Source organism: Kribbella sp. NPDC023972 (assembly GCF_040639075.1).
GTDB lineage: Bacteria > Actinomycetota > Actinomycetes > Propionibacteriales > Kribbellaceae > Kribbella.
In genome coordinates, this window is record NZ_JBEZZH010000005.1 from 370,687 (window position 1) to 395,888 (window position 25,202).

At 69.6% G+C, this 25,202-nt stretch carries 22 protein-coding genes; 10 read left to right on the plus strand and 12 right to left on the minus strand.

Annotation, left to right across the window (positions count from 1 at the left end; all coding sequences use genetic code 11):
• Positions 1-22 precede the first annotated feature (22 nt).
• From AB0F43_RS22410 to AB0F43_RS22445, 8 genes are all read right to left on the minus strand, one after another.
• On the minus strand, positions 23-637 hold the full coding sequence (locus tag AB0F43_RS22410; protein ID WP_360479891.1) for a maleylpyruvate isomerase family mycothiol-dependent enzyme: 615 nt from the start codon (positions 635-637) through the stop codon (positions 23-25).
• A gap of 49 nt (positions 638-686) precedes the next feature.
• The gene (locus AB0F43_RS22415; protein ID WP_360479894.1) at positions 687-1,493 is read right to left on the minus strand and encodes a class I SAM-dependent methyltransferase; all 807 of its coding nucleotides are present in this window, start codon (positions 1,491-1,493) and stop codon (positions 687-689) included.
• A 12-nt stretch (positions 1,494-1,505) separates the two neighbouring features.
• Positions 1,506-3,380: an FAD-dependent monooxygenase gene (locus tag AB0F43_RS22420; protein ID WP_360479897.1), complete on the minus strand. Its 1,875-nt coding sequence runs from the start codon at positions 3,378-3,380 to the stop codon at positions 1,506-1,508.
• Entirely contained in the window at positions 3,377-4,534 is a 1,158-nt protein-coding gene (locus AB0F43_RS22425; protein ID WP_360479900.1) for an MFS transporter, read from the minus strand. The genes AB0F43_RS22420 and AB0F43_RS22425 overlap by 4 nt, the downstream gene beginning before the upstream one ends.
• Before the next feature lie 40 nt (positions 4,535-4,574).
• The gene (locus tag AB0F43_RS22430; protein ID WP_360479903.1) at positions 4,575-6,251 is read right to left on the minus strand and encodes a hypothetical protein; all 1,677 of its coding nucleotides are present in this window, start codon (positions 6,249-6,251) and stop codon (positions 4,575-4,577) included.
• A gap of 112 nt (positions 6,252-6,363) precedes the next feature.
• Entirely contained in the window at positions 6,364-6,906 is a 543-nt protein-coding gene (locus AB0F43_RS22435) for a BTAD domain-containing putative transcriptional regulator (RefSeq protein ID WP_360479906.1), read from the minus strand.
• 15 nt (positions 6,907-6,921) lie between these two features.
• Entirely contained in the window at positions 6,922-7,332 is a 411-nt protein-coding gene (locus AB0F43_RS22440) for a PRC-barrel domain-containing protein (RefSeq protein ID WP_360479909.1), read from the minus strand.
• Positions 7,333-7,487: 155 nt separating this feature from the next.
• Positions 7,488-8,351: a hypothetical protein gene (locus tag AB0F43_RS22445; protein WP_360479912.1), complete on the minus strand. Its 864-nt coding sequence runs from the start codon at positions 8,349-8,351 to the stop codon at positions 7,488-7,490.
• Between the two features lie 83 nt (positions 8,352-8,434).
• Here AB0F43_RS22445 and AB0F43_RS22450 point away from each other — a divergent pair, with 83 nt between their 5' ends.
• From AB0F43_RS22450 to AB0F43_RS22475, 6 genes are all read left to right on the plus strand, one after another.
• The gene (locus AB0F43_RS22450) at positions 8,435-9,646 is read left to right on the plus strand and encodes a helix-turn-helix domain-containing protein (protein ID WP_360479915.1); all 1,212 of its coding nucleotides are present in this window, start codon (positions 8,435-8,437) and stop codon (positions 9,644-9,646) included.
• Between the two features lie 249 nt (positions 9,647-9,895).
• The gene (locus tag AB0F43_RS22455) at positions 9,896-11,752 is read left to right on the plus strand and encodes a PQQ-binding-like beta-propeller repeat protein (RefSeq protein ID WP_360479918.1); all 1,857 of its coding nucleotides are present in this window, start codon (positions 9,896-9,898) and stop codon (positions 11,750-11,752) included.
• Positions 11,749-13,710: a hypothetical protein gene (locus AB0F43_RS22460; protein WP_360479921.1), complete on the plus strand. Its 1,962-nt coding sequence runs from the start codon at positions 11,749-11,751 to the stop codon at positions 13,708-13,710. Before AB0F43_RS22455 ends, AB0F43_RS22460 begins: the two co-directional genes overlap by 4 nt.
• Before the next feature lie 68 nt (positions 13,711-13,778).
• Positions 13,779-15,014, plus strand: coding sequence for a DegT/DnrJ/EryC1/StrS family aminotransferase (locus tag AB0F43_RS22465; protein ID WP_360479924.1), 1,236 nt, complete (start codon positions 13,779-13,781; stop codon positions 15,012-15,014).
• Entirely contained in the window at positions 15,011-15,736 is a 726-nt protein-coding gene (locus AB0F43_RS22470; protein WP_360479927.1) for a hypothetical protein, read from the plus strand. The genes AB0F43_RS22465 and AB0F43_RS22470 overlap by 4 nt, the downstream gene beginning before the upstream one ends.
• Positions 15,733-16,482, plus strand: coding sequence for an amidohydrolase family protein (locus AB0F43_RS22475; protein ID WP_360479930.1), 750 nt, complete (start codon positions 15,733-15,735; stop codon positions 16,480-16,482). Before AB0F43_RS22470 ends, AB0F43_RS22475 begins: the two co-directional genes overlap by 4 nt.
• Positions 16,483-16,537: 55 nt before the next feature.
• Here the strand turns inward: AB0F43_RS22475 and AB0F43_RS22480 are convergent, their stop codons facing one another.
• Positions 16,538-17,062 carry a GNAT family N-acetyltransferase gene (locus AB0F43_RS22480; RefSeq protein ID WP_360479933.1) on the minus strand — a complete coding sequence of 175 codons (525 nt, stop codon included), beginning with the start codon at positions 17,060-17,062 and terminating at the stop codon, positions 16,538-16,540.
• Between the two features lie 72 nt (positions 17,063-17,134).
• Here AB0F43_RS22480 and AB0F43_RS22485 point away from each other — a divergent pair, with 72 nt between their 5' ends.
• From AB0F43_RS22485 to AB0F43_RS22495, 3 genes are all read left to right on the plus strand, one after another.
• Positions 17,135-17,947 (plus strand): endonuclease/exonuclease/phosphatase family protein, encoded by an 813-nt coding sequence (locus AB0F43_RS22485; protein WP_360479935.1) that lies wholly within the window; start codon positions 17,135-17,137, stop codon positions 17,945-17,947.
• Between the two features lie 21 nt (positions 17,948-17,968).
• Positions 17,969-18,736 (plus strand): helix-turn-helix transcriptional regulator, encoded by a 768-nt coding sequence (locus AB0F43_RS22490; RefSeq protein WP_360479938.1) that lies wholly within the window; start codon positions 17,969-17,971, stop codon positions 18,734-18,736.
• A 75-nt stretch (positions 18,737-18,811) separates the two neighbouring features.
• Positions 18,812-19,567, plus strand: a complete 756-nt coding sequence (locus AB0F43_RS22495; protein ID WP_360479941.1) for a glucose 1-dehydrogenase — start codon at positions 18,812-18,814, stop codon at positions 19,565-19,567.
• 79 nt (positions 19,568-19,646) lie between these two features.
• Here the strand turns inward: AB0F43_RS22495 and AB0F43_RS22500 are convergent, their stop codons facing one another.
• From AB0F43_RS22500 to AB0F43_RS22510, 3 genes are read right to left on the minus strand one after another with little or no spacing between them, the layout of a single operon-like run.
• Positions 19,647-19,922: a hypothetical protein gene (locus AB0F43_RS22500; protein WP_360479944.1), complete on the minus strand. Its 276-nt coding sequence runs from the start codon at positions 19,920-19,922 to the stop codon at positions 19,647-19,649.
• A 54-nt stretch (positions 19,923-19,976) separates the two neighbouring features.
• A complete protein-coding gene (locus tag AB0F43_RS22505) occupies positions 19,977-20,774 on the minus strand; it encodes a type II CAAX endopeptidase family protein (protein WP_360479947.1) in 798 nt (265 codons plus the stop codon).
• On the minus strand, positions 20,771-21,775 hold the full coding sequence (locus tag AB0F43_RS22510) for a LacI family DNA-binding transcriptional regulator (protein WP_360479950.1): 1,005 nt from the start codon (positions 21,773-21,775) through the stop codon (positions 20,771-20,773). Before AB0F43_RS22510 ends, AB0F43_RS22505 begins: the two co-directional genes overlap by 4 nt.
• A 239-nt stretch (positions 21,776-22,014) precedes the next feature.
• Here AB0F43_RS22510 and AB0F43_RS22515 point away from each other — a divergent pair, with 239 nt between their 5' ends.
• Entirely contained in the window at positions 22,015-25,194 is a 3,180-nt protein-coding gene (locus AB0F43_RS22515) for an alginate lyase family protein (protein WP_360479953.1), read from the plus strand.
• Positions 25,195-25,202: the final 8 nt, after the last annotated feature.

The following is a 25,202-nucleotide window of genomic DNA, read 5'->3' on the forward strand; positions in this document are numbered from 1 at the left end:
GTCGGAGCGGCCTCGACGATCTCTACAGCCAGGGCGGCAGAGGCTGCGCAGGTGATCCGTCGGCGGTGGTCACGCTCTCATACGCCCGCCCGGCCAAGTACGCCGCTACCTGGGGCAGTGGCCCGCGCACATCCGGTACGTCGCCACGCTTGGCCCGGATGTCGGCACACAACTCCTCGAGGAAGTCGGTCGGCAGCTCGGCGAACGTCACCCCGGTGCCGAGGTCGACCGCGTGGATCATCACCTCGCGGCTGCGCATCCACGGGATCGCGGTCGCCGGGACCTCCCGGCCTTGGGCGGTCCGCACCCGTGCCTGCCACTGCCCGTCGGTCAGCGTCGCCATGGCGTCCGTCAAGGACCGCGCGGACTCGTCGAACCAGTCGAGCAGCTCGTCAGCCGGCCGCAGCGCACCGGCGTCGATGTCCGCGTTGCGTTGCTCGGGCGATGCGTACATCGGCCGCTCCTCGCCGGTCCTCGCCCAGTGCACGAGGTTGCCGAGCGCCTCGGCGTTCAGCGCGAGATGCGCGGCGACATGCTTCCTGGTCCAGCCGGGCAGCAGCGACTGGCCGTCCAGGTCGACGAGGGCACTGCGGCTGAGCGCCGTACCCTCGGCGATCCATGACATCGTCCTGTTCATGGTCGAAACGTAGCGAACCATGTCGAAGAGCAGCTCGCCGGCGTTGTCACTAGACCTTGGTGGCGACGGCGATCAGGTATTCCCAGTCGCACGCGAGCGTGCCGTCGGCTGCGTGGTTCGCCCCGTTCGCCAGCTCGATCAGGTCGGCTCGGAAGGCACGCCGGCCGTCCTCGTCGAGCCGTTCCGCGGCTTTGTACGTCGGGCCGTAGTACGTCAGGAAGAAGTCAGCGAAATGCTCGGCCGACTCGAACCGCTGCGTCACCTTCGCAACGGTCGTTTCCACAGAACTGACCCGCTCACCGAACAGCTCCCGCAGTACCTCCTCAGTCCCCCAGCGGGTGGGCGGCAGCGCACCAGGCGGCGGTGCCGCGTGCCGCCCGACCGTCTTCAGCAACTGCCCGATGAACCCGGTCGGCGTCCAGCTCGCCAGCCCGATCCGTCCACCTGGCCTGGCGACCCGAACCAGCTCGTCCGCGGCCTTCTGGTGGTTGGCGGTGAACATCACGCCGATGGCCGACATCACGTAGTCGAACGAGTCGTCCCCGAACGGGAGGTTCTCCGCGTCCGCCTCGCGGAAGTCGATCGTGAGCCCCTCCGCCTCCGCCCGTCGTTGCGCGGCGGCGACCAGCTCGGGTACGTAGTCGATACCGCTGACGACCGCGAACCGGCGGGCCGCGGCGAGCGCGACGTGGCCGGTCCCCGTCGCCACGTCCAGCACGGTCGCACCGGGCCGCGGGTCGACCGTGGCGACCAGTGTCTCGGCGACCGGCACGGTCACCCACGCGATCTTCGCATAGTCGCCGCTCCCCCAGGTCGCGCGCTGTTTGGCCTTGATGTCCTCGAATGTGGTGGTCATGGAAACCCCTCCCTAGTCAGGTACGCCGGCCCGGAGTGGGTACGGCGCGATGATCGGCAGGTACGGCGCAGGATCGCCGTACCACTCGTATCCGCGAATCTCCGGCGCACTGCGGCGTCCGGTGATCGCACGGAACAACTCGGTGCGGTCGGCAATCAAGCTGACCGCTGGTTCGCCCCGGCCCAGTACCCAATCCTTGGCACCGTCGGACAGCCGCAGCGGCAGCAGGCCGTTGTCGGCGATCCGGGCCTGCAGCCAGTCCCGGTACGCCGCGAAGCCGAACTGGGCGATGGGTGAGGTCTCGTCGGGTTCGAGGCCGAGGGCTTCCCGAAGATCCGCGAGGTGGACGGCCAGGTCAGCGACCGGTGCCGAGAGCAACCAGTCCGGCCCGTCCGGTCCCTCGCCACGGCGCAACATCGTCACCAGCTGGCCGCCGTACTCGTCGAACTCGCGAAGCACCGACTCGATCGGCCGGTCCGCGCGGGCGGACACCTGGCCGGCCGTCCACGCATCACGCCGCTCGGCGATCTGTGGATCGCGCCAGGCGTCGATGGCGTCCGGGAAGTACGCCCCTCGAAGGGTGTCCCGAGCGATCCCGGCGAGATGCGCGATCAGGTCGCGCACCGTCCACTCCGGGCAGGCCGGCACCTGCAGCGCCGGCCGCTCCTCGTCGAGATCCAGCGCGAGGACCTGGCGCCGTCCGTCGTCGTACGACCAGGCGGCGGTCCAGCGCGCGATGCGTTCCCGGCTGGTGACCTGCGACGGACGGACCCGCTTGGTGAAGGTGTCGAGGAACTCCTGGCCGGCCACGGGATCCGAGGCCAGTCCGGAGAAGGTCGCGGCGGCCCGGCCGCGCGCGAACACCGCCAGGGCGTAGGACCACTCGTAGTACTCGGCGGCTCGCTTGTCCCGCCATTCCTGGTAGCCGTCCAGGTCGCCGCCGGCCGTCAACGTCGTGCCGATGTACCAGGCCTGCTCGATCGCGTCGCCGATGCCCTGTGCCGTCACCGGATGCTTGAAGTGCCCGGCGTCGCCGAGCAGCGCCCAGCCCGGTCCGGCCGCCGTCCGGTAGTGGCCCCGGAGCATCGTCTCCGGGACGACGACGATCGGCGAGATCCGCTCCGCGTTGTCCAGCAGCCGGGCGTTCAGCACGGCCGGGAACTGGTGCAGCGCGGCCAGGTAGCGCTCCTCGCGTTGTGCGGCCGAGCCTCGCGTGATGTCCGGCGTACCGGTCACGGACAACAGGTGGATTCCGTCCTCGCACGGCACCGACATCAACGCCGACTGCTCGTGTACGTCGATGTGGCACCAGTCGGACGGCGGCAACCCACGCCAATAGGCCAGCAGGAACGCCATCTCACCGCGTCGCTCGTCCGTCGCGGGTACACCCAGTCGCCGCGCCACCTTCGACACCCGCCCGTCCGCTCCGAATACCCAGGTGGACTCGATCCGTTCGCCGGTAGCGAGTACGACGCCCTGCACCGGGTCGTCACCGATCAGCCCCGACACCTCGACGCCGGCGCGGAACTCGACCCCGGATGCCTTGGCCACCTCGACCAACGCGGCGTCAAGAGTGATCCGGCGGACGCACGTCGCCCGGTCGTGGCCCCCGATCGGCGTGAAGCCACCGGCCACGTCGTGACCGAGAACCCGCCAACTGAAGTTCACCATCCGCAGCTCGTGCGAGGCCTTCAGCTCAGCCAGCACACCGAGCTCGTCCAGGCGCTGCAGCGTGTCCGGAAACATCACGTGCGTGGACACGGTATCGCTCGGGAACTGATCACGATCCAGCAGAAGGACTCGCCAGCCGGCCCGGGCGAGCAGTGCCGCGAGCGTGGACCCCGCGCAGCGCGCGCCAACGACGACAGCGTCGTACCGCTCCGTCATCGCACACCCACCTTCGCACGGGCGGCTATCCGATCATCCGTCGCCGTCACGACGACGGCAAGGAGCAGCGGTACGGCGAGCGCGACCCCGACCGCCGTCCACCCGCCGAGCGCCAGTCCTACCCCTCCGAGGACGGCGCCGGCCAGGTATCCGGCCTGCATCGAGGCGGCGCGAACACTCATCGCCTGCAGCGGGCCGACACCGGCCAGGTCGAGCCCGGCCGTGCTGCCCGCCATCATCCGCACCCCGGCGAAGAAGGCGGTCACCGCCCACATCAGCACGGAGAAGGCGAAAGACGGCCGGACCGCGCCCAGGATCAGTGCCGCGGCGACCATCGCCGAGCCGGCGGCGAGCACCATCGGCCGGGCCGCCCGGTCCACCCAGCGCCGGGCCAGGAAGGTGGCGACGACATAGGCGATCGCTCCGCCGCCCAGCGCGAGGCCGGTCGCTGCGGGCGACGCCCGGTGGGCATCGGTCAACAGTCCCCCGACGTACACGAGCACACCGGACCAACCGCCGTACGCCAGCAGTTCTCCGACGGCCCAGCGGGTCGCGCCCCGTCCGCGCAGCAGCGAGCGCACAGGGGCGGGTTCCGGCTCCGGCGTACCGCGCTCGCGTCGGGCGACTGCGTTCAGAGTCAGCGCGCTCGCGACGAGTGGGACAAGCCAGGCGAGTCGCCAACTGTGAGCGCCGAGCAGGCCGATCACCGGCATACCGGCGATCCAGGCGCTCGGCGCGCCGACCATCGCCCAGGACAGCAGCGTGGCGCGCTCGCCTTCCGGTGCCCAGCTCGCGGCTGCTGCCAGTCCGGCCGCCAGGACCAGGGACACCCCGGCACCGAGCACGGCTTGTGCGGCCGCGAGCCAGGCGAAGGTCGGGGCGAGCACACTCGCCGAGACGGCGACCGACAGCAGACCCAGCCCCAGCTCGAGCAGTCGCCGGAGCTCCCAGCGCCGGCGGCCAATCACCAGGCCGATCGCGACGAGTGCCGCGGCCACGCCGGAGATCGCCCGGAGCTGGCCCGCCGTGGCGGGTGAGACGCCGAAGTCGGTCGCGACCTCGGACAGGATCGGGCTGAGCACGAGAAGACTCGCCTGCGCGGCGAAAAGTGACCCGAACAGCCTCGCGCTGTCGGCTGCCAACGATTGGTTCATGGCAGCCACGATGACCGCGCGATGTTGAAGCTGTGTTGAGTCAGCGGCCCCTTGCTTTCAACGCAGCCTTCAACGCGGCCGCTCGCCGCCACGGCAGCCGGTACGTCGTGAAGATCTCGACCGCACGCTGATAGGCATCGTCCGCCCCGGTCACCACCCCACGCGCGAGCTCGACCACACCGGCCAGCCCGCGCCAGTCCTCGCCACCGGCCAGAATCTCGTCGCAGCGCTCGAGTTGAGCCGCTGCCTCCGCCGGGTCCGCCAGCAGTTGAGCGAGCTCGGCCCGGGCCGCGAGCTCAGTCGGCACCTGCGGGCCTTCGACTCCGATCGTCACCGCACGCCTCAGCACGTCAACAGCCCCGTCGTGGTCCCCGAGGAGCCTGCGTACGCCGGCGAGCCAGCGAGCGTTCAAAGCGGCGTCATGGAAGTCGCCCGCCTCCTCGTCCCGGTAGAGCGCCGCAGCCCATTCCTGCTCAGCCCGGACCCAGTCGCCGCCCAGAAACGTCAGGACCCGCCGGCTGACGGCATCCGCCGGCAACGGCTCGGCCACCCGGCGCGCATCGTCCAGGTCGCCCATCGCCGCCAACGCCAGCGCGAGCTGATCGACGATGGTGTCGTGCGGATGCTCGAACGTGTCGAACCGCGCCTGCGCGAGGCCGCGCCGGCACCAGGCCCGGCCCGCGACCGGGTCCAGCAGGTACTCCGTCGCACACAACGCGGCACCACTCACCGAGGTCCAGCCGAGGTACGGATCGGCCAGCTCGTGCGCGGTCGCCCACATCGCTTCCCGGACGTTCGCCGCGTCACTCAACCGTCCGCGGTTGAACTCGTACCAGCCCCGGCCCCACGACGCCATCACCACCAGATCCCGGCGGCCCAGCTCGCTCGCCAACGCCTCCGCCCGGCCCGCGGCATCCCCGAGAACTTCGGTGCGTACGCCGTACATCGCGGCCTGCGTCATCCCGCGATGAAGGTGGAAGCGGTCGCCGTTCAATCGCTCCGCGGCGGCGAGATGCTCGATCGCGCGCGGGATGTCCATCACCGAGTGGTTCGTGCACAGGGCACCGCCGAGCCGGCCGTGCACTGTTGCGGCAGCGTCGTCGTCGCCGATCAGGCGGTACAGCTCCAGCGCGGTCTCCAAGAGCTGGACCGCCCGCCGGTCGCCGATACTCGACTTGAGCCGGAGCACGGCGGTCTGCACCGCGGCAGCTGCTCGCCGCTCAGGCCTCGCGCCGGCCTGTTCGAGGACGTCGATCGCCGCCTCGGCATGATCCACGGCCTCATGCCAGGCGTAGAGCCGGGCCGCCTCGTCGGCCGCCTGCAAGCTGAGCTCCGCGGCCCGTTCCGGATCCGCGGCCGGACCGGCCGCTCTCAGCTGCACAGCGGCCGGGCCGACGGTTGCTCCCGGCAACAGCAAGGCCTCGGCCGCGCGGACGTGCAGCCGTTGCCGCCGGGTTTGCGGCAGGTCGCCGTACACGGCCTCCCGCATCAGGTCGTGCGGGAAGCTGTAGGTGGCCTTCCACGAACTTCCCGCCTCCACCAGGAACCCGGCGCCGACAGCGTGATCCAGCGCATCGATCAACGGATCCTCGGCCAGGTCGACCAGCCGCGCGAGCACCCCGAACTCGGCCTCCCGTCCGAGGACGGCGGCACACCGGACGACCTGCTGAACCCCATCCGGCAACGCCTGCAGCCGATGCCGTAGTACGTCGCGCACCCCGTCTGGCCGACGAGCTCGGGCTGGACCCCGGTCCTGCGCTGGCCGCGCTCGAGACCGCGATCCTGCGCGGGGATCCCGCCTTGCTGCTCCCAGGTGCGCAGGCGGTGAGTCAGGCGAGATCCGCGCTGATCCGGGCCTCCACGGCGTCGAGGCGAAGGCCCTCCAGTCGCACGGTCTCGGCTTCGGCGAACAGGGGCCGATCGAGATCCTGCAGAACCGATCCGCGCCACAAGTCGAGTGCTTCGCGCAGCAACCCAGCGGCCCGCTCCGGATCGGCCAGCCCGACGGCTTCCTGCCCCAAGCCGGCGAGTCGCTCGAACCGATAGGCATCCACCTGCTCCGGATCAACCACGAGGCTGTAGCCCGACGGCCGAGTGATCAGTACGCCGTCCGCCCCGATCGAGGCCAGGTGACGACGTAGATGCGACACGTGCGTTCGCAGCGTGACCTCGGCACCGGCCGGCGGGCTGCTCCCCCACAGCGCCTCCGTCAAGCGGCCGGCTGACACGGGCTGGTTCACGTGAATGAGCAGCATCGCCAGCAGCCCGCGCTGTTTCGGTCCCCCGAGCGCGAGCCGCCGGCGATCCACCGTCACCTCGAGATCACCGAGGATCCCGAAGCGCGGTCCTTCATCCCGGCCCCCTGAGGTCACACAGGCAAGGTACGACTAACGCGGCCAGCCTCGGTAGAAGTAGCCGGGACCCCAGAAGGGTGGCGTGTCGTAGTACCCGTAGACGTCCTCGATGTAGTTGCGTTCGGGAACGACGTCCGGGTCGTACACCGGAGCGCCGACGACCCGGTCGCGCTCGGTGGAGATGTGAACGTTGTCCTCGTCGACGCGGGTGATGGCATCGACCGGGACCAGCCTCTTCGTCTCGCCGATCCCGAGGAAGCCGCCTGAACCGACCTCCAGGAACCGCACCCGGCGCTCGTCCTCGTCGATGAGCAACCCGTCGACCTTGCCGGTCTCGTCACCGTTGCGATCCACGACCGTACGACCGCGCAGATCGTCGGCCGGGTCGGCCAGGGTGAGGCCGACATCCTCGAGTCGGACCAGAGTGTGCGTGAGCTCGTTCATCGGTCCTCCCTTCACAGTGCCCTGCAGCGCCCCTCAAGGGACGCTCAAGTGGCGCGGTGCAGCCGGCCGGTGACACGGTGTGCGAGCGAACCATCGGCCGGCGGCACTGCTCCGGTACCCACCGCACCGACTGTCATGCCGCGGTCATGCTGCGGTCATGCCGGGGGCGTGTAGGCGGCTGTGTAGGCGGCGGCGTCCCAAGGTGAGAACGAGTCAGGCAGAGTCTGCGGGTCCACCCAGTCACCGCCGGTGGCGGCGGAGTGGGCCAGCGCCAGCAGCATCAGTTCGGGTTCCACACTGAGATACGGCGGCTTGTCGTGCAGCAAGTGGGCGGACAGGAACGGTTCGTAGACACTTACCGGATCGGGCTGCAGGTACTCGACCGAGTAGGACGTGGCCACGGTGGCGAAGTACGGGTAGCCGTCGTGGATGTCGACCAGCACCTCGGCACCACTCGCATGGCGGAGCAGCCCACGACGGCTCGACTGGTCCAAAGCCCGCGCAGCCGTGAAGCCCGGACCGAGCAGCGCCTCCGCGAAGGACACCGCGTGGACGCCGTAGTAGAACGGGTGCCCGGCGCAACCAACCAGCACGAGGGAGGCCGTCTCACCACGCTCCCGCCAAGCGATCGCCTCCGGGATGCAGCGGAACGAGGACCCGCCGCTGACCGGCTGTCCGGCGGCAGCACGGGCGGCGAGATCGCGCAGGTCGCCGACCCGGCCCGCGAGCGGCTTGTCGAGCAAGACCGCCATCCCAGCGTCCAGCAGCGTGCATGCCTGCTCGTACCGCAGGTCCCAGTCACACCCCAGCAGCATCGCGAGGTCCCCCGGCAAGTCCTCCAGGCTGGTCGCCACGGTCGGGATCCCGTGCCGCTTGGCGAACTCACCGGCGTACGACGGCGGCCGGACGCCCCCTGAGTCGAGTACAGCGGTGACCTCCTGGCCGAGCTCGCGCAGCAGCGGCACGAATGCTGCAGGATGTGAGGTGTCCAGCTCGATCAGGGCAATGCGTCGGGCCATGGGTGCCAGTGTTGTACGGCGAGGGTTCTTGCAGCGCCCTCACGATCTGGTGAGACTGGGCCGATGAAGGAGGGGACGCCGGTATGGTGACGACGATCGGTGTCATCGGGCCGTCCGACCTGGTCACCTCCACCAGCCGCATCGTCGCGGCTCTGCGCGGTGTCGAGGTCGTGCCGCTGCGCTACCGGCGTGAGACCGACACTCCCCGGGTGATGGCCGAGGCGCCGCCGAGTGTCGACGCGTGGCTGTTCACCGGCGTCGTGCCCTACCAGATCGCCGCCGCACACGACCTGCTGGACCGCCCGGCCGCGCACGTCGAGTACACCGGTGCGACGCTGATGCGAGCCCTGGTCCAACTGCTCCGCGAAGGCCAGGACGTCACCTCGATGAGTATCGACGTACTGGCACAGGCGCAGGTCCACGAGACGCTGGAAGAGGTCGGTCTGCCGACGGCCGATGTCAGGGTGCTTCCGTACCGCCGCGGCCTGGGCGCCGATGAGGTGATCGCGTTCCACCGCGAGGCCGGGGCGACGGTCGCCGTCACCTGTCTGCGGTCGGCGTACGAGAAACTCCGCACCGAGCGGACCACCATCCGGCTGGCTCCGTCGGTCCACTCCGTCCGGGCCGCGGTGAACAGCCTGCTGCTCGTTCATGACGCTTTGCGCAGTGACGATGCGCGGATCGCGCTCGGCCTGGTCGAGATCGCACCGGAAGGTGAACAGGCACTGCGGCGCGAGGCCGGCTCCCTCGGCGGCAGCGTGATCCGGTACGACGACAAGCGGTATCTGGTCGTGGCGACCCGCGGACCGCTCGAGCAGGCGACCGCTTCGTTCACCGAGCTCGGCATGCTGACCAGGCTCAAGGAAGAGTTCGGGCCGGTGCGGATCGGGTTCGGCATCGGCGGCTCGGGAACCGAGACCGAGGCGCTGGCGCGGCGCGCGCTCGGCCGCGCGAAGACGGCCGGGCGGACGGCGGCCGTCGTGTCGTTGCGCAACGACATCGATCTCATCCTGGCCGGAGGCGCGGCGCCGCGCGCACTGCAACGGACGAAACTGCAGCTGCTCGCGCAGCGCGCCGGCTTGTCGAAAGCAACGCTGGAGCGGCTGCAGGAGCTCGTGCACGCGACGCCGGAAGGGCTGACCACCCGCACCGTCGCCGATCACCTCGGCATCCAGCCGCGGACCGCCCGGCGCGTGCTGAACCGGCTGGAGCGGGCCGGACTGGCCGATGCCACCGGCACCCAGATCGGCACCGGCAGCGGCCGGCCGCTGGTCGTCTACCGCGTCCACCTCTGACTCGTCTACCGCGTCCACCTCTGACGTTCCTTCCGGCAGTTGTCCACACCCTGGCTGTTGTGCTGTTGACGTGCCGTTTCGGGCGCGCGTACTCTGCCGGGTAATTTCAGCCATGACCGTAAAACTGGCGGCGATGTCCCGGGAGGCCTTGTGGACAAGCGATTTGCGCGGAAACTGCTCGGCGCGTTCGTCATTTGCGCAGCACTCGTGAGCGTTTCGGTCAGTCCCAGCACGGCCGCCGTGAGCGCGGTGACCGTTGACAGCCTCGGCCCAGCCTCGGCGGTCACGTCGACCAGCGTCGCCGAGCAGGTCGGCGACCGGATCTGGACCGTGACCTCCGGCGTCACTCCGATCCAGGTCGGCGCGTTCGACCCCGTCACTCGCACCATCGACCGGACGATCACGCTGCCGACCGGCGCCGGCGCGTGGGCCATGACTCACCTCGGCACGGACCTGTACGTCGGCCTTTACACCCCCGGCGACCTCTACCGGATCGACACCACCACCGGCACGGCGACCAAGGTCACCCGGTTCGGTTCGTTCATCTGGTCGATCGCCGCCACCCCCGACGGCAAGATCGTGGCCGGCACGTACCCGGACGGCGCCGTCCACGAGTACGACCCCGTCACCGGAGCCACCAAGGCGTACGGCGCCGCCGTCCCGGGTCAGCAGTACGTGCGCAGCATCGCCGCCGATGCGACCACCATCTACGCAGGCGTCGGCACGAAGGCTCACCTCATCGCGATCGACCGCACCACCGGTTCGCGCCGCGATGTGCTCCCGGAGGCGTACGCGGACCGCACCTTCGTCGCCACGCTCGACCTGTCCGGGACGACGCTCGCCGCCGGGCTCTCCCCCACCGGGACGATGCTCCTGTTCAACACGGCCGACCTGAGCAAACCGGTCGAGGTGCAGACCCCAGGCGGCGATCAGTACGTCACCGCCATCACGATCGACGCGCCCACCGGTGACGTGTACCTCGGCACTCGTCCGTCCGGCACTCTGTACCGGTACGCCGACTCCAGGCTCGAGCGACTTGGTTCGCCGTACGACGGGGCCTACTTCAACCGGATCTTCGTCAACGGCTCGACCATCCGGGCTGAGCTGACCAGCCAGGTCGTCGAGTTCGACCGGGCCAGCGGCACTTTCAGTGGGACCGACCTTGGCACCGCCGGTCTGCCGCCGGCGCCGGAGCAGGCGATGGGTATCGCTGCCACCGCGACCTCGGTGCTCGTCAGCGGCAAGGCCGGTATCCAGGTGCACGATCTCGCGACCGGCACCAGTACGCGGACTTTCCTGCCCGGCGAGGCCAAGACGCTGACCCCGGTCGGCCGGGAGGTCTACCTCGGCGTCTACACCCTCGCCCGGCTGTGGTCGATGAAACCGGACGGCTCCGGCCTGCACGAGCTCCGCCGGATCGGCAACGAGCAGACCCGCCCGACCGACGAGGCGTACGACGCCGCTTCGCAGACCTGGCTGATCTCCACCGAGCCCGACTACGGCAAGTACGACGGCACGCTCACCGAGCAGCATCTGGACACCGGGGAACTCGAGGTGCACCGCGGCGTCGTACCGCAGCAGTCGGTCCGGTCGGTCGCCAGCCAGGACGGTGTCGCGTACCTGGGCGGCGCGACCCGGAACAGCCTCGGCACCGACCCGATCTTGCCCGAGGCAACAGTCGTCGCCTTCGACCTGCGCCGTAACCGCACCCTGTGGGAGGTCGCGCCGCTGTCCGGCGCGCAGACCTACAGCGACGTTCTGGTCTATCGCGGCCGGCTCTACGCGACCACCGACGACGGGCGGCTCGCCGTACTCGATCCAGGCACCGGCGAGGTGCTCTCGACTGTTGCGATCGGCACGGGTCAGAGCCGGCTGACGATCGCCCGCGCCGGGCTGTTCGGCACTGACAGCAAGCGAGTCTTCCAGGTCGTTCCCCGCCGATCCGGACCCCCAACGGTGATCACTGTCGTGGACGGTCTGGGTGCCCAGATCTACAGCTATCCGTTGATCACGACGTCGCACACCGGCGACGCCCTCTACACGATCAAGGGCCGTCACCTGGTCCGGATCGGCAATCTCCCCGCGAGAAGTGAGGCCCTCCGATGACGATCTCTCGCCGTACGGTGCTGACCGGCGCCCTCCTCACCGGCGCGGCCACCGCCCTGCCGATCTCGGCAGCGCAAGCTGCTGTCCCAGCCGCCGATCCCGTCGACGGGTCGATGCTGCCCAGGTTCGGAGCCGCCTGCCTGACCGCGGCGGTGGTGGCGATGGCCGTGCACGACGGGCATGCGTACGTCATCACCCGCGGGATCGTGCCGCCGAAGCTGGTGGAGGTCTCGCTGACCACCCGGCAGGTCACCCGGACGATCGATCTGCCGGTCGGTGAAGGTGGTTGGGGCATCACCGTTGCCGACGGGAAGGTGTACGTCGGCCTCTACCCGGTGGCGGATGTCTACTGCTTCGACCCGGTGAGTGCTCAGCTGAGCCGGGTTGGCAGCCTGGCCGGCGCGGGTGGCTTCGTGTGGGACATGACGACCGCACCCGATGGGCAGGTCTTCGCCGTCAGCTATCCCAATGGGACTGTCTGGCACATCGATCCCGCGACGAACGCCCTGACCCGGCTCGGCGCTCCGGTGCCGGGCGCGCAGTACGGACGGTACGTCGGCGCTGCGGGCAACTTCGTCTACGCCGGGATCTACACACCGTCCCAGCTCGTCGGCTATGACCGGGCCGCCAAGACCTTCCGTGACCTCACCCCGGCGGCTTTGCGCGGACAGAACTTCGGCCCATTCGCAGCGAGCCAGGACCGGATCTACGCGGGCGCGTCCGGCGCACTGGTGAGCATGGCGTTCGACGGCAGCGATGTTCGCATCGTCCCGCTGCCGGACGGCGAGACCGGAGTCGACGCGATCGCGGTCAGCGCGGGCGGTACGGCGTACCTGACCACCCGTCGGTCGGGCACGGTGTGGTCCTGCGGGCCGAGCGACACGACACTGACCGCAGTAGCCACCCCGGCGCCGGCCGACGAACATCGGCGGCTCGTGCTGCTCGATGAGTCCACGCTCCTCGGCTCGACCGGGTCCGGTGTGCTCTGGTGGCTGGATCTGGCGACCGGCTCGTTCGAGCTGCTCGATCTCGTCGACGCCGGTTTCACCCCCGCGCCGGACAAGCCGCAGTCGATCGAGCTCGGCAACCCGCACCTGTACGTCGGCGGTCACTGGGTCGTCACCGAGCACGCGATCGGCACCGGCACCACCCGCCGGATCCGCGTGCCGGGCGAGGCCAAGACCCTGACCTGGGTGAACGACCGGCTGTACTCGGCGATCTACCCGAGCACGGAGGTGGTCGGCATCAACCCCCGGACCAAGGAAGTGCACAGCTTCGGGTTCATCGGCCACGACCAGATCCGGCCCTGGCAGGCGGCGTACGACGAGAAGACGAAGTTGCTCGCGATCGCCTCGGCACCCGGGACCGGGAAGCTCATCGGCGCTCTCACCCTCCTGGACACCAGGACCGGGGAGCTCGAGGTGTATTACGGCGTGCTGCCCGATCAGAGCGTCATGTCGGTCTCGATCGTGGACGGTATCGCCTATCTCGGCGGCGACGTCGTCGGTGGTGGCGGCATCACGCCGGCCCGGAGCTCCGCCGCGATCGGCGCCTTCGACCTGGCCCGGCGGAAGCTGCTGTGGACCGTCGATCCACTGGCCGGAGAGCGATCGATCCAGAGCGTCGCGGTCAAGGACGGCATCCTGTACGGCGTCCTGAAGCGGACCAGCGGTGGCTGGTTCACCTACAACCTCAGCACGCGCACGGTCGTCCGCGGAACGAACAAGCTATCCGGTTACGGGGAGATCTACACCGACCGGACCGGCGTCTATTGTGAGACGAACTTCGGCGGGAACCTGTACCAGCTCGGCCCGGGTCTCACCGAGGCGAAACTCCTGGTGAACAAGCTCGGCGACGGGTGGTACACGGTGCCCCAGCTGTCGCCGGTCCGCGGCGGAGCACCGCACAGCGTGTGGGGCCTCGCCGACCGCGATCTCGTCCAGCTACCGTTGCCCTGAGCAACTTCAACGACCGCGGGACCCCTGAGCAACCTCGACAGCTTTTCGACCACGTGGGGAATGTTTCGATGGACCAGAACGGACTCGCCCGGGACGGCGGCACGCCGGTGCGCTCGACCCCGCTGCCGTCGGTGATGGACGCCTCCGGCCGGCGCTTCGGTGACGAGGAGGTGAAGGCCGCTGAGCGGGTCCTCCGCAGTGGCATGCTGTCGGCCACCTGGGGCACCGAGGTTCCCGCGCTGGAGCAGGAGTTCGCGGAGCTCCTCGGCGCCGGGCACGCGGTCGCCTGCAGTTCCGGTACGGCGGCCTTGCACCTGGCGGTCGCCGCGGTCGACCCGGCGCCCGGTGACGAGATCATCACCACGCCGATCAGCGACATGGGCACGGTGTTCCCGATCTTGATGCAGAACGCGGTGCCCGTGTTCGCGGACGTGGACCCGGTCACCGGCAACCTCGATCCGGCCGCGGTCGCCGCCGCCATCACGCCACGGACCAGGGCCGTGATGGCCGTGCACCTGTTCGGCAAGCCGGCGCCGATCGTCGAGCTGCGGGAGCTGTGCGACCAGCACGGAATCGTCCTGATCGAGGACTGCGCGCAGGCGTACCTCGCGCCGGTCGGTGACACGCTGACCGGCCGGGTCGGGCACATCGGCTGCTTCAGCCTGCAGCAGACCAAGCACATCAGCGCCGGGGACGGCGGGCTCGTCGTCACCGACGACGCGGCGCTCGCCCGCCGGATGCGGCTGTTCGCCGACAAGGGCTGGCCGCGAGCCACCAACGAGCGGAACTACCTCTTCCTCGCGCTCAACTACCGCATGACCGAGCTGGTCGGCGCGGTCACCCGCGCCCAGTTGTCGCGCCTGGCCGGCGTGGTGGCGGATCGTCGTACGGCGGCTGCCCGGGCCACCGCCGGGATCGGTGACCTGGCCGGGATCACGGCCCCACCGGACACCGGCGACCACGTCTACTGGCAATACCCGCTGATCCTCGATCCGGCGATCGCGGGCGACCTGCAGGAGTGGGCGGCCGCACTCACCGCTGAGGGCATCCCGGCGAACGGCGGCTACCTGACCAGCCCGCTGTACGCCGCACCGGCGCTGCGGGATCGGATCACCTACGGGGATTCCCACTTCCCGTTGCAGGACGTCGAGTATCCCGTCGGCCTGTGCCCGAACGCCGAGGAGCTGATCAACCATCGACTGCTCGTCCTGCCCTGGAACGAGAACTACACCGAGAGCGACGTCGACGACATCGTCACCGCGATCCGCAAGGTCCACACCGCACTGTCTAAGGTGGCGGGATGAACGACGTACCCGTGCTGCTGGACTGCGACGTACTGGTCGGCCATGACGTGACGACGGGTCGCTGGAGCCGGGCCGAGACGGTCCGCGACGTGATGAAGGCGACCGGGATCTCGGGTGGTGTGGTGTCGTCCCTGCGGGCGACGTTCTTCGATGTACCGAGTGGGAACGACGAGGCCGCTCAAGTTGCTGACGGCAACGGTTGGACCGTCTGCCCGGTGCTGGATCTGCGGGATCCGTTGGGAGCCGAGCGCGAGCTCGAGCGACTGCTGGCCGGACCTGAGCGGCCGCGGGCGATCCGGCTGGCGCCGACGTCGCAGGGGGTCGAGCCGAGTTTCCCGGCCTTCGGGCATGTCGTGCGGCTGCTGGTGGACGCGGGGGTGACGATTTTCACCGAGGGCGACGTACGGAAGGTGGGTCCGGCCTTGCGAGGGCTCGGGGCGCGGGTCGTGTTCCTCGACACGCACTTCTACTACCTGGGCGATTTCGTCGTGATGGCGCGCGGTGAGACCGGATTCCACACGTCGACGCGGATGCTGACCGGCCCGGACTCGCTGGAGCTCGTCGCCGCGGAGGTCGGCTCCGATCGGCTGGTGCTCGGTTGTCGTACGCCGTTCCACGAGTCGCAGGCAGTCGTCCGACGCCTGCTCACCTCCAAACTCAGTCCGGAAGAGATCGCCCGCACCGCAGGCGACAACCTCACCAGACTCCTGGAGCAACCATGATCATCGACGTGCACGCGCACTGGGGGCCGTGGTTCTTCTCCATGGACGTCGGCAGTGTCAGTGTGAACAGCGAGCTGATGGACAGGTTCGGGATCGACATCCAGCTGGTGTCCGCGATCGAGGCCATAGTGTACGACGCTCCGGCCGGCAACCGAGCGCTCGCGGCGCAACTCCCGGCGGACCCGCGGTTGCGCGGCATGCTGGTGGTCGACCCGCGACGCCTGGACGAAGCCCGGGCCGACCTCGGCGAGTTGCTCGCCGGCGACGGCCGGACCCGCTGGGTCGGCGCGAAGATCCACACCGAGTACAGCCGGACCCCGATCGACTCCCCCGGAATGCGGGCCGCGATCGAGCTGACCACCGAGTTCGGCCTGCCCACCTTGGTGCACACCTGGGGCGAGAACGTGCTCGACCTGGCCGACGTCGCCGCCCGGGTGCCGGGTGCCCGGGTGATCGCCGGTCACATGGGCGCGAACGGCTGGCCGCTGGTCCCGGAGGCCGCCGACCGCAGCGACCGCATCTGGTTCGAACCCTGCTGGTCCGCCCCCGAGGCCAACCGGATCCGCTGGATCCTGGACCAGCTCGGTCCGTCCCGCCTCATGTTCGGCACCGATGCCACCTTGATCGACCCCTCGGTGGCCCTCGGCGCCTTCGAGGCCGCCAACCTCACCCCGCCGGAGGAGGAAGCCGTCATGTGGCGCAACGCCACCGAACTCTTCAGCCTCACACCGCAGCGGGTTGTGTGACCGATAGCGGGTTACAACCCGCCAGCCATCAACCAACCCGCCGGCTACCGGCCGATCAGGTCGGGGCTACGAAGACGACGACGTCGGTTTCCGGTCCGCGAACCGGAGGTTCCTGCCAGCCGACGCGACGGTAGAAGGCGATCGTGTCGTACGCCTGGTTCCAGGTCAGCAGCCACGCTCGTGGATGCTCGGCGACAGCCGCCTCCAGCAGCCGCCGGCCGAGACCCGTCCCCCGTGCGCTCTTCAGCACGCCGAGCTCGTCGATCTCGAAGGCGCCGACCAGCAACTCCTCCACCTGCTCCTTCCCCAGCCGCTGGAGCACCTTCCCGTACGCACGGTCAGTCCGGAACGGCGACGGCGTCGTCCACCCGGTGACGAACCCCGCGATCGCCCCGTCGGCCGACCGCTCGATCAGCGCCCGGAACCCGTCCCGCCGCGCGTCCCCGTCAAGACGCCCCCGGAACGCGACTCTGGTCTCCTCCGGATCCCGATGCTCCCACGGCGGCGCCGTGAACACCTCCACGTACGCCTCGGTCAACTCGTCCGCAATCTCGAGCACATCGGCCCCATGACTTTCCACCCTCCGAACCTACCTCCTGCGACCCATTCGCAGGTGCGCATGAGCGAATGCGCCCGGGGTACCGCCTGGTGTATGGCTGAGACACTGCGCGTCGCGACACTGAACATCTGGTGCCGGCACGGCGACTGGGCAGCCCGCCGGGATGTCCTCCGCGACGGATTCCGCCTGCTGAAACCCGACCTGATCGCCCTGCAGGAGACGGTGGTCACCGACGACTCGGACCAGACGGCGGAGCTGTTCGGCGACGACTACCACGTGCTGCACCAAGGCCGTCGTACCCCTGAAGGCGTGGGGTGCTCGATTGTCAGCCGATGGCCCGCGGTCGCCGTCGAGGAGATCGATCTGTGCGTGACAGAGCGCGTCGATCCCCAGGACTTCCCGGGCCGGAGCACGGCGGCCGAGTTCGACACACCGGTCGGGCCGGTACTGTTCGTGAACCACAAGCCGAACTGGCAGGTCACGTACGAGCACGAGCGCGAACTGCAGGCGGTGGCCGCGGCCCGGGCGATCGAACGACTCGTCGCCGGCCGCGACCTGCACGTCGTACTCGCCGGGGACTTCGACGCCCGGCCGGAGACGAGCAGCGTGCGGTTCTGGACGGGACGGCAGTCGCTCGGCGACCTGAGCGTCAATTACCAGGACGTCTGGGAGTTCGCGCACCCGGGCGACAGCGGGCACACCTTCACGCTGGAGAACCCGCTCATCGTCGCCGAGGCCGACTGGGGACGCATCCCACCACGGCGGATCGACTACATCATGGTCCGCTGCGACGTCCGCGGCCCGACCCTTCGCATCCACTCCGCCGAACGCCTCTTCGACCGCCCTGTCCGTGGCGTCTTCGGCACCGACCACTTCGGCGTGATCGCGGAACTCGAGCAGCCGTAGCCCACCCGTTAGTCTCGTGGGGTGGCGCGGCGGGAGGAATTGCGAGAGTTCTTGAGGGCTCGGCGCGCGGCGGTGACGCCTGCTGAAGTCGGGCTTCCGGATGCCGGCCGGCGGCGTACGCCGGGGTTGCGGCGGGAGGAGGTCGCGTCGCTGGCCGGGGTCGGGGTCTCGTGGTACACCTGGCTCGAGCAGGGGCGGGACATCAACGTGTCGGGCGACGTACTCGACGCGATCAGCAAGGCGCTGCTGCTGAGTGAGCCGGCGCGGGCGCATCTGTATCTGCTGGCCGGTCTCAATCCGCCGCTGAGCCCGGACTCGGGCAGCGAGGTCTCCCCCGAACTGCAGCGCCTGGTCGACGCCTGGTCGCCGCGGCCGGCCATCCTCCGGGACCGGTACTGGAACCTGCTGTCGATCAACGACGCCACCCGAACGGTCTTCGGGTACGACGACACCGACCACAACTGCCTGATCTCCTTCTTCACCAACGAGCGGTACCGCGGGATGCACCTGCACTGGGCGGCGGTCGCACCGGCTGTCGTCGCCGCGTTCCGCGCGGACGCGGCACGTGCTCCCGGCGATCCCGCGTTCCGGCGGGTGGTGGACGAGGTCAGCGCGGCGAGCCCGGAGTTCGCCGAGTTGTGGGCACGCCAGGAGGTCGGCGTACCAGGGCAGGCGGTCAAGGCAGTGAACCATCCAGAGGTCGGTGAACTGTTCTTCGACCTGACCACGCTGACCGTCACCGGCCACCCCGACTGGTACCTGGAGCTCTACGTCCCGCGGCCGGCCTAGGCCTCGGGTGGTGGTGCCGGACCCAGGTTCACCACACACTGGTTGCCCGGCGCAACAAGCGGCACGCTGGGCGGTATGACGCATCGATTCGAAGGAAAGACCGCACTCGTCACCGGCGGCTCCAGCGGGATGGGCCTGGCCGCGGCCCGCCGGCTGCTGGCCGAGGGCGCCCACGTCGTCATCACCGGACGCGACAAGACCCGGCTCGACACGGCGGCCTCGACCCTCGCGACCCCGGACCGGGTTGTCGCGGTGCCCGGCGACGCGGCCGACCTGGCCGATCTCGACACCCTCGTCACCACCGTCCGGGACCGCCTCGGGCGCCTCGACGTTGTCTTCGCCAACGCGGGAGTGGCCGGGTTCAAACCCGCCGAGCAGACCGGCGAGGCCGAGTTCGACCGGGTCGTGGACATCAATTTCAAAGGCGTGTTCTTCACTGTCCAGAAGCTGAGCCCGCTGCTGTCCGACGGCGCCGCGGTCGTCATCAACGCGTCCTGGACCATCCAGCGCGGGCTGGCGGGCGCATCCGTGTACGCCGCGACCAAGGCGGCCGTGCACAACCTGACCCACACGTTCGCCGCTGAGTTGGCCTCCCGGCGGATCCGGGTCAACTCGGTGAGCCCCGGCTACATCGAGACCCCGATGTTCCACGACAACGTCACCCCCGAGGCCCACGCTGCGGTGGTGGCGGCCGTGCCCGCCGGCCGTATCGGCACCGCCGAGGACGTCGCCGCCGCCGTCGCGTTCCTCGCCTCCGACGAGGCGTCGTACATCAACGGCCAAGACCTCGTCATCGACGGCGGCCTGGTCACCGCGGGCGCGCCGATCTGAATCACACCCGGCAGGCTCGCCGGCGTCGATCGCGTCCCGTCGGCTGGTGAGAGCGTGGTCCGGCGGGTCTCGGGTGGGATCAGGTGGTTGGCGGGGTGGTTGGGTCGGCGGCGATGGCTTCCAGTTCGATGCGGAACTGGGGGAGCATCCAGCGCAGCGGCTGGTCCAGGACCCGGCTGATCGTCGCCTCGTCGACGTGCAGGAGGTCGGCGATCCGGGTCAGTGCGTCCGGCTCGTCGCCCGCGGCGTACAGCAGATGGACCACCTCGTGCCGGTGCGCGAACACCGCCAGTGCCGCGGCCGCCAAACCCGGATCGATCTCCGGCGGACTCATGATCTCCCCGTGAACAGTCACGACACTCACAACCTGACGAAACACCGATCGGTTACGGATCAGCCGCCAGGTTGGTCAGCCCGGCAGCCAGCCCACCTTCCCGATCAGGTACGTCGCACCCACCAGCGCCCCGATGTCGATCAGGGTGTGGGCCACGACCAGCGGCATCACCCGGCCCCAGCGCCGGTAGAGATAGCAGAAGACGGCACCCATGATCACGTTGCCGAAGAACCCGCCGAGACCCTGGTAGAGGTGGTACGAGCCCCGCAGCAGCGCGCTGGCCGCCGTACTGCGGCCGACGGACCAGCCGAGTTGGTCCAGCCGCCGGTTGAGGTAGGCCAGCACGATGACCTCCTCGAGTACGGCGTTCTGGACGGCCACCGCGATCAGGATCGGGATCCGCCACCAGGTGTCCGGCAAGCGGGCCGGGTCGACGGTCAGGTTCGCCCCGGTGGCGTAGGCGGCGAGGTAGAACACGATCCCGGCGCCACCGATCGCCGCGGCGACCGCGGTCCCCCGCCCGAGGTCGCGGAACCGGTCCCGCAGGTCGAACCCCAGGGTGCGCATGGTCTCGCCACCGCGGGCCAGGAAGTGTGCGACCAGCGCCACCGGCACGAGCGCGGTCACCACCGCGAAGATCTGCCAAGTCAAGTCCAGCCACGGGCGGCCGGGTGCACGGGACCCGACGATGACCGCGGTCTGGCTGCTGATCGGCTTCGCCGAGGTGAGCACGCCGGTGAACGAGATGATCGCCGACACCGCGGACGCCCCGAGCGACAACGCCAGAACCAGCCAGACTTCCTTCGTCAGCACCCGCCGGTCGGCCACCGGAGCCGCCATCGGTTCGGCGGCCTCATCCGCGGATCTCGTCATGCCCCTACTATCCCGCGCCCGCCAACCCGGTACGACGTACTGGCCCGGACCACCAGGTGCGGCGACAGGGAGACCGTCTCCCGCGACGGCCCGAGCAGGGTGCCGATCGCCTCCTCGGCCAGCCGGTCGATCGGGAAGGCGACCGTGGTGAGTGCGGGCTGAGCCTCGGCGGCCGGGATGATGTCGTCGATCCCGATCACCGAGAGGTCGTCGGGAACCCGCCGGCCCAGCGCGGCCGCCGCCTGCAGGACGCCGAGCGCCAGCAGGTCGTGGGTCGCGATGACCGCTGTCACCTCGGGGTGATCCGTCAGGACCCGCGCCGCCGCCTCGAAACCGCCGTGCTGGGACTTCGCCTGGGTCGGTCCGATCCGGGCCGGGCGGATGGCGATCGAGCCTTCGGCCAGCGCGCGCTGAGCACCGCCGAGCCGCACCTCGTGCGCGGGGAACTCACCGATCACCGCGATCTCCCGATGACCGAGGTCCCGCAGGTGTGCACCGGCCAGGTAGCCGGCGTGGCCGTGGTCGAAGGTCACCACCGGGCTGGCGTCCGGGATCGCGGTCTCGGATCCGCACAGCACGAACGGAAGACCCAACTGCCGGACCAGGTCCAGGTGGCGGCTGACGTTACCGTCGTCGAACAGGATGAGCCCGTCGATGTAGCGCCGTTTGAGGGTGACGAGCTGCCGGGCCGCCCGATCGGGATCGCCATCCGTGGTGCACAGGGCGATGCCGTAGCCGTCGGTCTCCAGGCCACGCTCCAGGCGGGTGATCAGCTCGGTGTAGAACGGGTTCGCCAGCGTCGGCACGACCAGGCCGATCATCATCGTCCGCCCGGTGGCCAGGCCGCGGGCGAGCAGGCTCGGGGTGTACCCGAGCTCGGCGATCGCCTGCTCGACCCGGGCCCGGGTGTCCGCCTTGACCACCGGGCGCTGGTTGATGACGTTCGAGACCGTCTGCTTGGTGACTCCGGCCCGGAGCGCGACGTCCTTGATCGTGACCACTGGCAGCAGCGCCCCTCGTCCGATAGGGAATGACCGGTCCAATGATCGGCCCAGGGACCGTCGAAGACCAGCATTCGATCGATCCAATCAGTCCGAAATTTTCGATCGGAGACGGTCCGTTGACCGGTCCAACTCCGCCCGGCAAGGTGATTGCCGCCAGCCCACCGCTTGCCGCCCCACCGCCCGCCGCCCCCACCGCCTGCCGCTACCCCGCCGCCTGCCGCCCCAGGGAGACATCCATGGTGAACCCGGTCCTGAACCGTCGTACCCTGCTCATCGCCACCGGCGGTTCGATCGTCGCGGCGCACCTCTCCCCCACCGCCTCCGCGGCCACCGCGTACTCAGCCGCCACCTTCGCTCACCCCGGTCTCCTCCACTCGGCAGCCGACCTGGAGCGCATGCGCACCGCGGTCGCCGCGCAACAGGCCCCGGTGTACAACGGCTTTCTCGCGCTCGCCGCACACGCCAGGTCGTCGTACAACTATGTGGTCCGCAACACCGGGCACATCACCTCGTGGGGCCGGGGTCCGGCGAACTTCATGGCCGAGGCGGTCAGCGACTCCTGCGCGGCGTACCAGAACGCGTTGATGTGGTGCGTCACCGGCGACGTCCGGCACGCCGACAAGGCGCGCGACATCCTGAACGCCTGGTCCGGGAGCCTGGAAGTGATCACCGGCGCCGACGGACAGCTCGGGTCCGGCCTGCAGGGCTTCAAGTTCGCCAACGCGGCCGAACTGCTCCTCCACAGCGGGTACGACGGCTGGACAGCGGCTGACGTGGAACGCTGCCGGGAGTCGTTCCGCACGGTCTGGTACCGCTCGTTCGCCGGCACCGCGTTGTTTGCCAACGGCAACTGGGACGTCGCCGCCCTGCAGGCGATCATCGCGATCGCGGTGTTCTGCGACGACCGGGTGATGTTCGAGGACGCCGTCCGGTACGCCGTCGCCGGCGCGGGCAACGGCCGGATCGAGCACATCGTGGTCGAGGCGAGCGGTCAAGGTCAGGAGAGCGGACGCAGCCAGGCCTATGCGCAACTCGCTCTCGGACTACTCGCCAACACCGCGGCGGTCGCGTGGAACCAGGGCGTCGACCTGTTCGGCCACAGCGACAACCGGATCCTGAAGGGCTTCGAGTACACCGCCCGCTACAACCTCGGCGACGACACCGTGCCCTTCGTCCAGGATCTCGACCGCACCGGAAAGTATCTCAAGACGTCCATTGCCGTCGGCAACCGCGGCCAGTTCCAGCCGATCTACGAGCTTGCCTACGCCCACTACGTCGGCCGCCGCGGCCTGCAGGCGCCGTACCTGGAACAGGTCGTTCGCAGTCGCGTCGAAGGCACCAACGACGACCACCCAGGATTCGGGACCCTGACGCACTCCGGTGCGACGCCGTCCGCCCCGGTCACACCAGGCGTCCCGTCCGGCCTGACCGTCCACGGCGACGTACTGAACTGGGCGCGATCCGTCGACGCGACGACCTACACCGTCCGGCGAGACTCGGCAGTGATCGCGACCGGCATCACGACGACAACCTACACAGACAGTACGCCGAAGCAGTCGGGCCGCACGTACCAGTACACGGTCCAGGCCACCAACGCCGTCGGCACCAGCGCGGAGTCCTTGCCGATCGCGACCCAGAGATTGCCCTGGGCAAGTAAAGACATCGGGGCGATCCGGGAAGGACGGACCGACTTCGACGGCCAGACGCTGGTCGTCGAGGCCGCCGGCAGCGATATCAGCGACAGTTTCCGTTTCGTCTACGTGCCGCTGTTCGGCGACGGCACGGTCACCGCCCGCGTGGTCCACCCGGTGAGTTCGCAGTACGCGACCCTCGGCGTGATGATGCGCCAGACCCTGAACCCAGACTCCGCCCACGCGTCCATGCTGATCAAGGGCCTCCCCCTGCACACTTGGAGCGGAGTGTGGACGGTCCGACCGACTACCGGCGGACCGACGACCGGAACGGGCAGCACGCTCGTACCGCCGACGCAGCAACAAGCGATCACCGTCAACGCCGGCTTCCCGATCTCCAACCTCGGCACGCTCCCCACGTCCGCGACCCCACTCCCCGCGCCGTACGTCGAAGCCGCCAGCGACGGCTACCGGCTACGTCGCCCGTACTGGGTCCGCATCGTCCGCAACGGCAACAGGTTCACCGGCTCGATCTCCCCTGACGGCAAGACCTGGACCGAGGTCGGCTCGTCCAAGCTCGAGTTCGGCCGGCAACTGTACGTCGGTATCGCCGTCTGCGGCTGCCTCGGCGACAGCGAGACGACCACAGCCGCCTTCGACAACTTCACCGCCTCGAGACCAGCCGCACCTGTTGGACCCTTGACGGCGAAGAGTACGACGAGCGCGATCGAGCTCGCCTGGACCGACCTCGACGTGTCCGCCAACTACACGGTCCGGCGCAGTTCAGGTGGACCGTTCCAAACCATCGCCACGAATGTCTCCGGCTTCGGTGTCGAGACCCGCTACCGCGACGCGACCGGCACACCGGGTACGACGTACCGCTATGTGGTGGCCAAGACGAACGGCCCCGGCTCGAACGTGGCCGAGGCGACGATGCCTACCCCGCCGGCTCCGGAGATCACCAGCGCCTCCGCTGCCTACGCGAACGTCGGCACCAGCTTCCAGTACCGCATCGCCGCCACCAACGACCCCGCGACGTACCACGCCACCGGCCTTCCCCGCGGCCTCGCCGTCGACCCACGCACCGGCGTCATCTCCGGAAAGCCTTCAGAGCAAGGGCTTTTCACCATCGAGATCAAAGCCCGCAACGCCACCGCGTCAGCCACCGCACCGGTCGCGTTGACGGTCACCGCGCCGCCACCCGAGCCGTGGGCCTACCGAGACATCGGCGACTACGTGCTCGACGAGCGTCAGCTCGCCACCTACAGCGCGGTCGCCATCCGCACTCCCGGTATCACCAGCTTCGACGGCGGACGTTTCACCGTCCGCGGCGCCGGCGTCGACCTGAACGTGATCAACCAGGGCATGACAGCGCAGTACGCGTCCCAGTTGGTCACCGGCGACCGAACGATCACCGCTCGCGTCGTGAGCGGTGACCCCGGCGGCCGGATCGGCCTGCTCATGACCAAGTCCCTGTCACCGTTCGACCAGTCGGCCGGCGTCATCCAGACCGGCGACAAGATGCAGTTCGTACGACGACTTCGCGTGGCGACCGGCCTGGTCACCACCGAGACGACAGGCACCGCCGTCTGGCTCCGCCTGCACCGCACCGGCGACACGTTCCTCGCCGAGACCTCCACGGACGGCACGACCTGGGTCCCCCTCGGCCAGCCCGTCGCGATCCCGGCCTTCGGCGATGCGCCGTACCACGCCGGACTCGCGGTCGTGTCCCGCAACCCGTTCGTCCTCAACACCACCGTCTTCGACCGCGTGTCGATCACCTGACCAAGGAG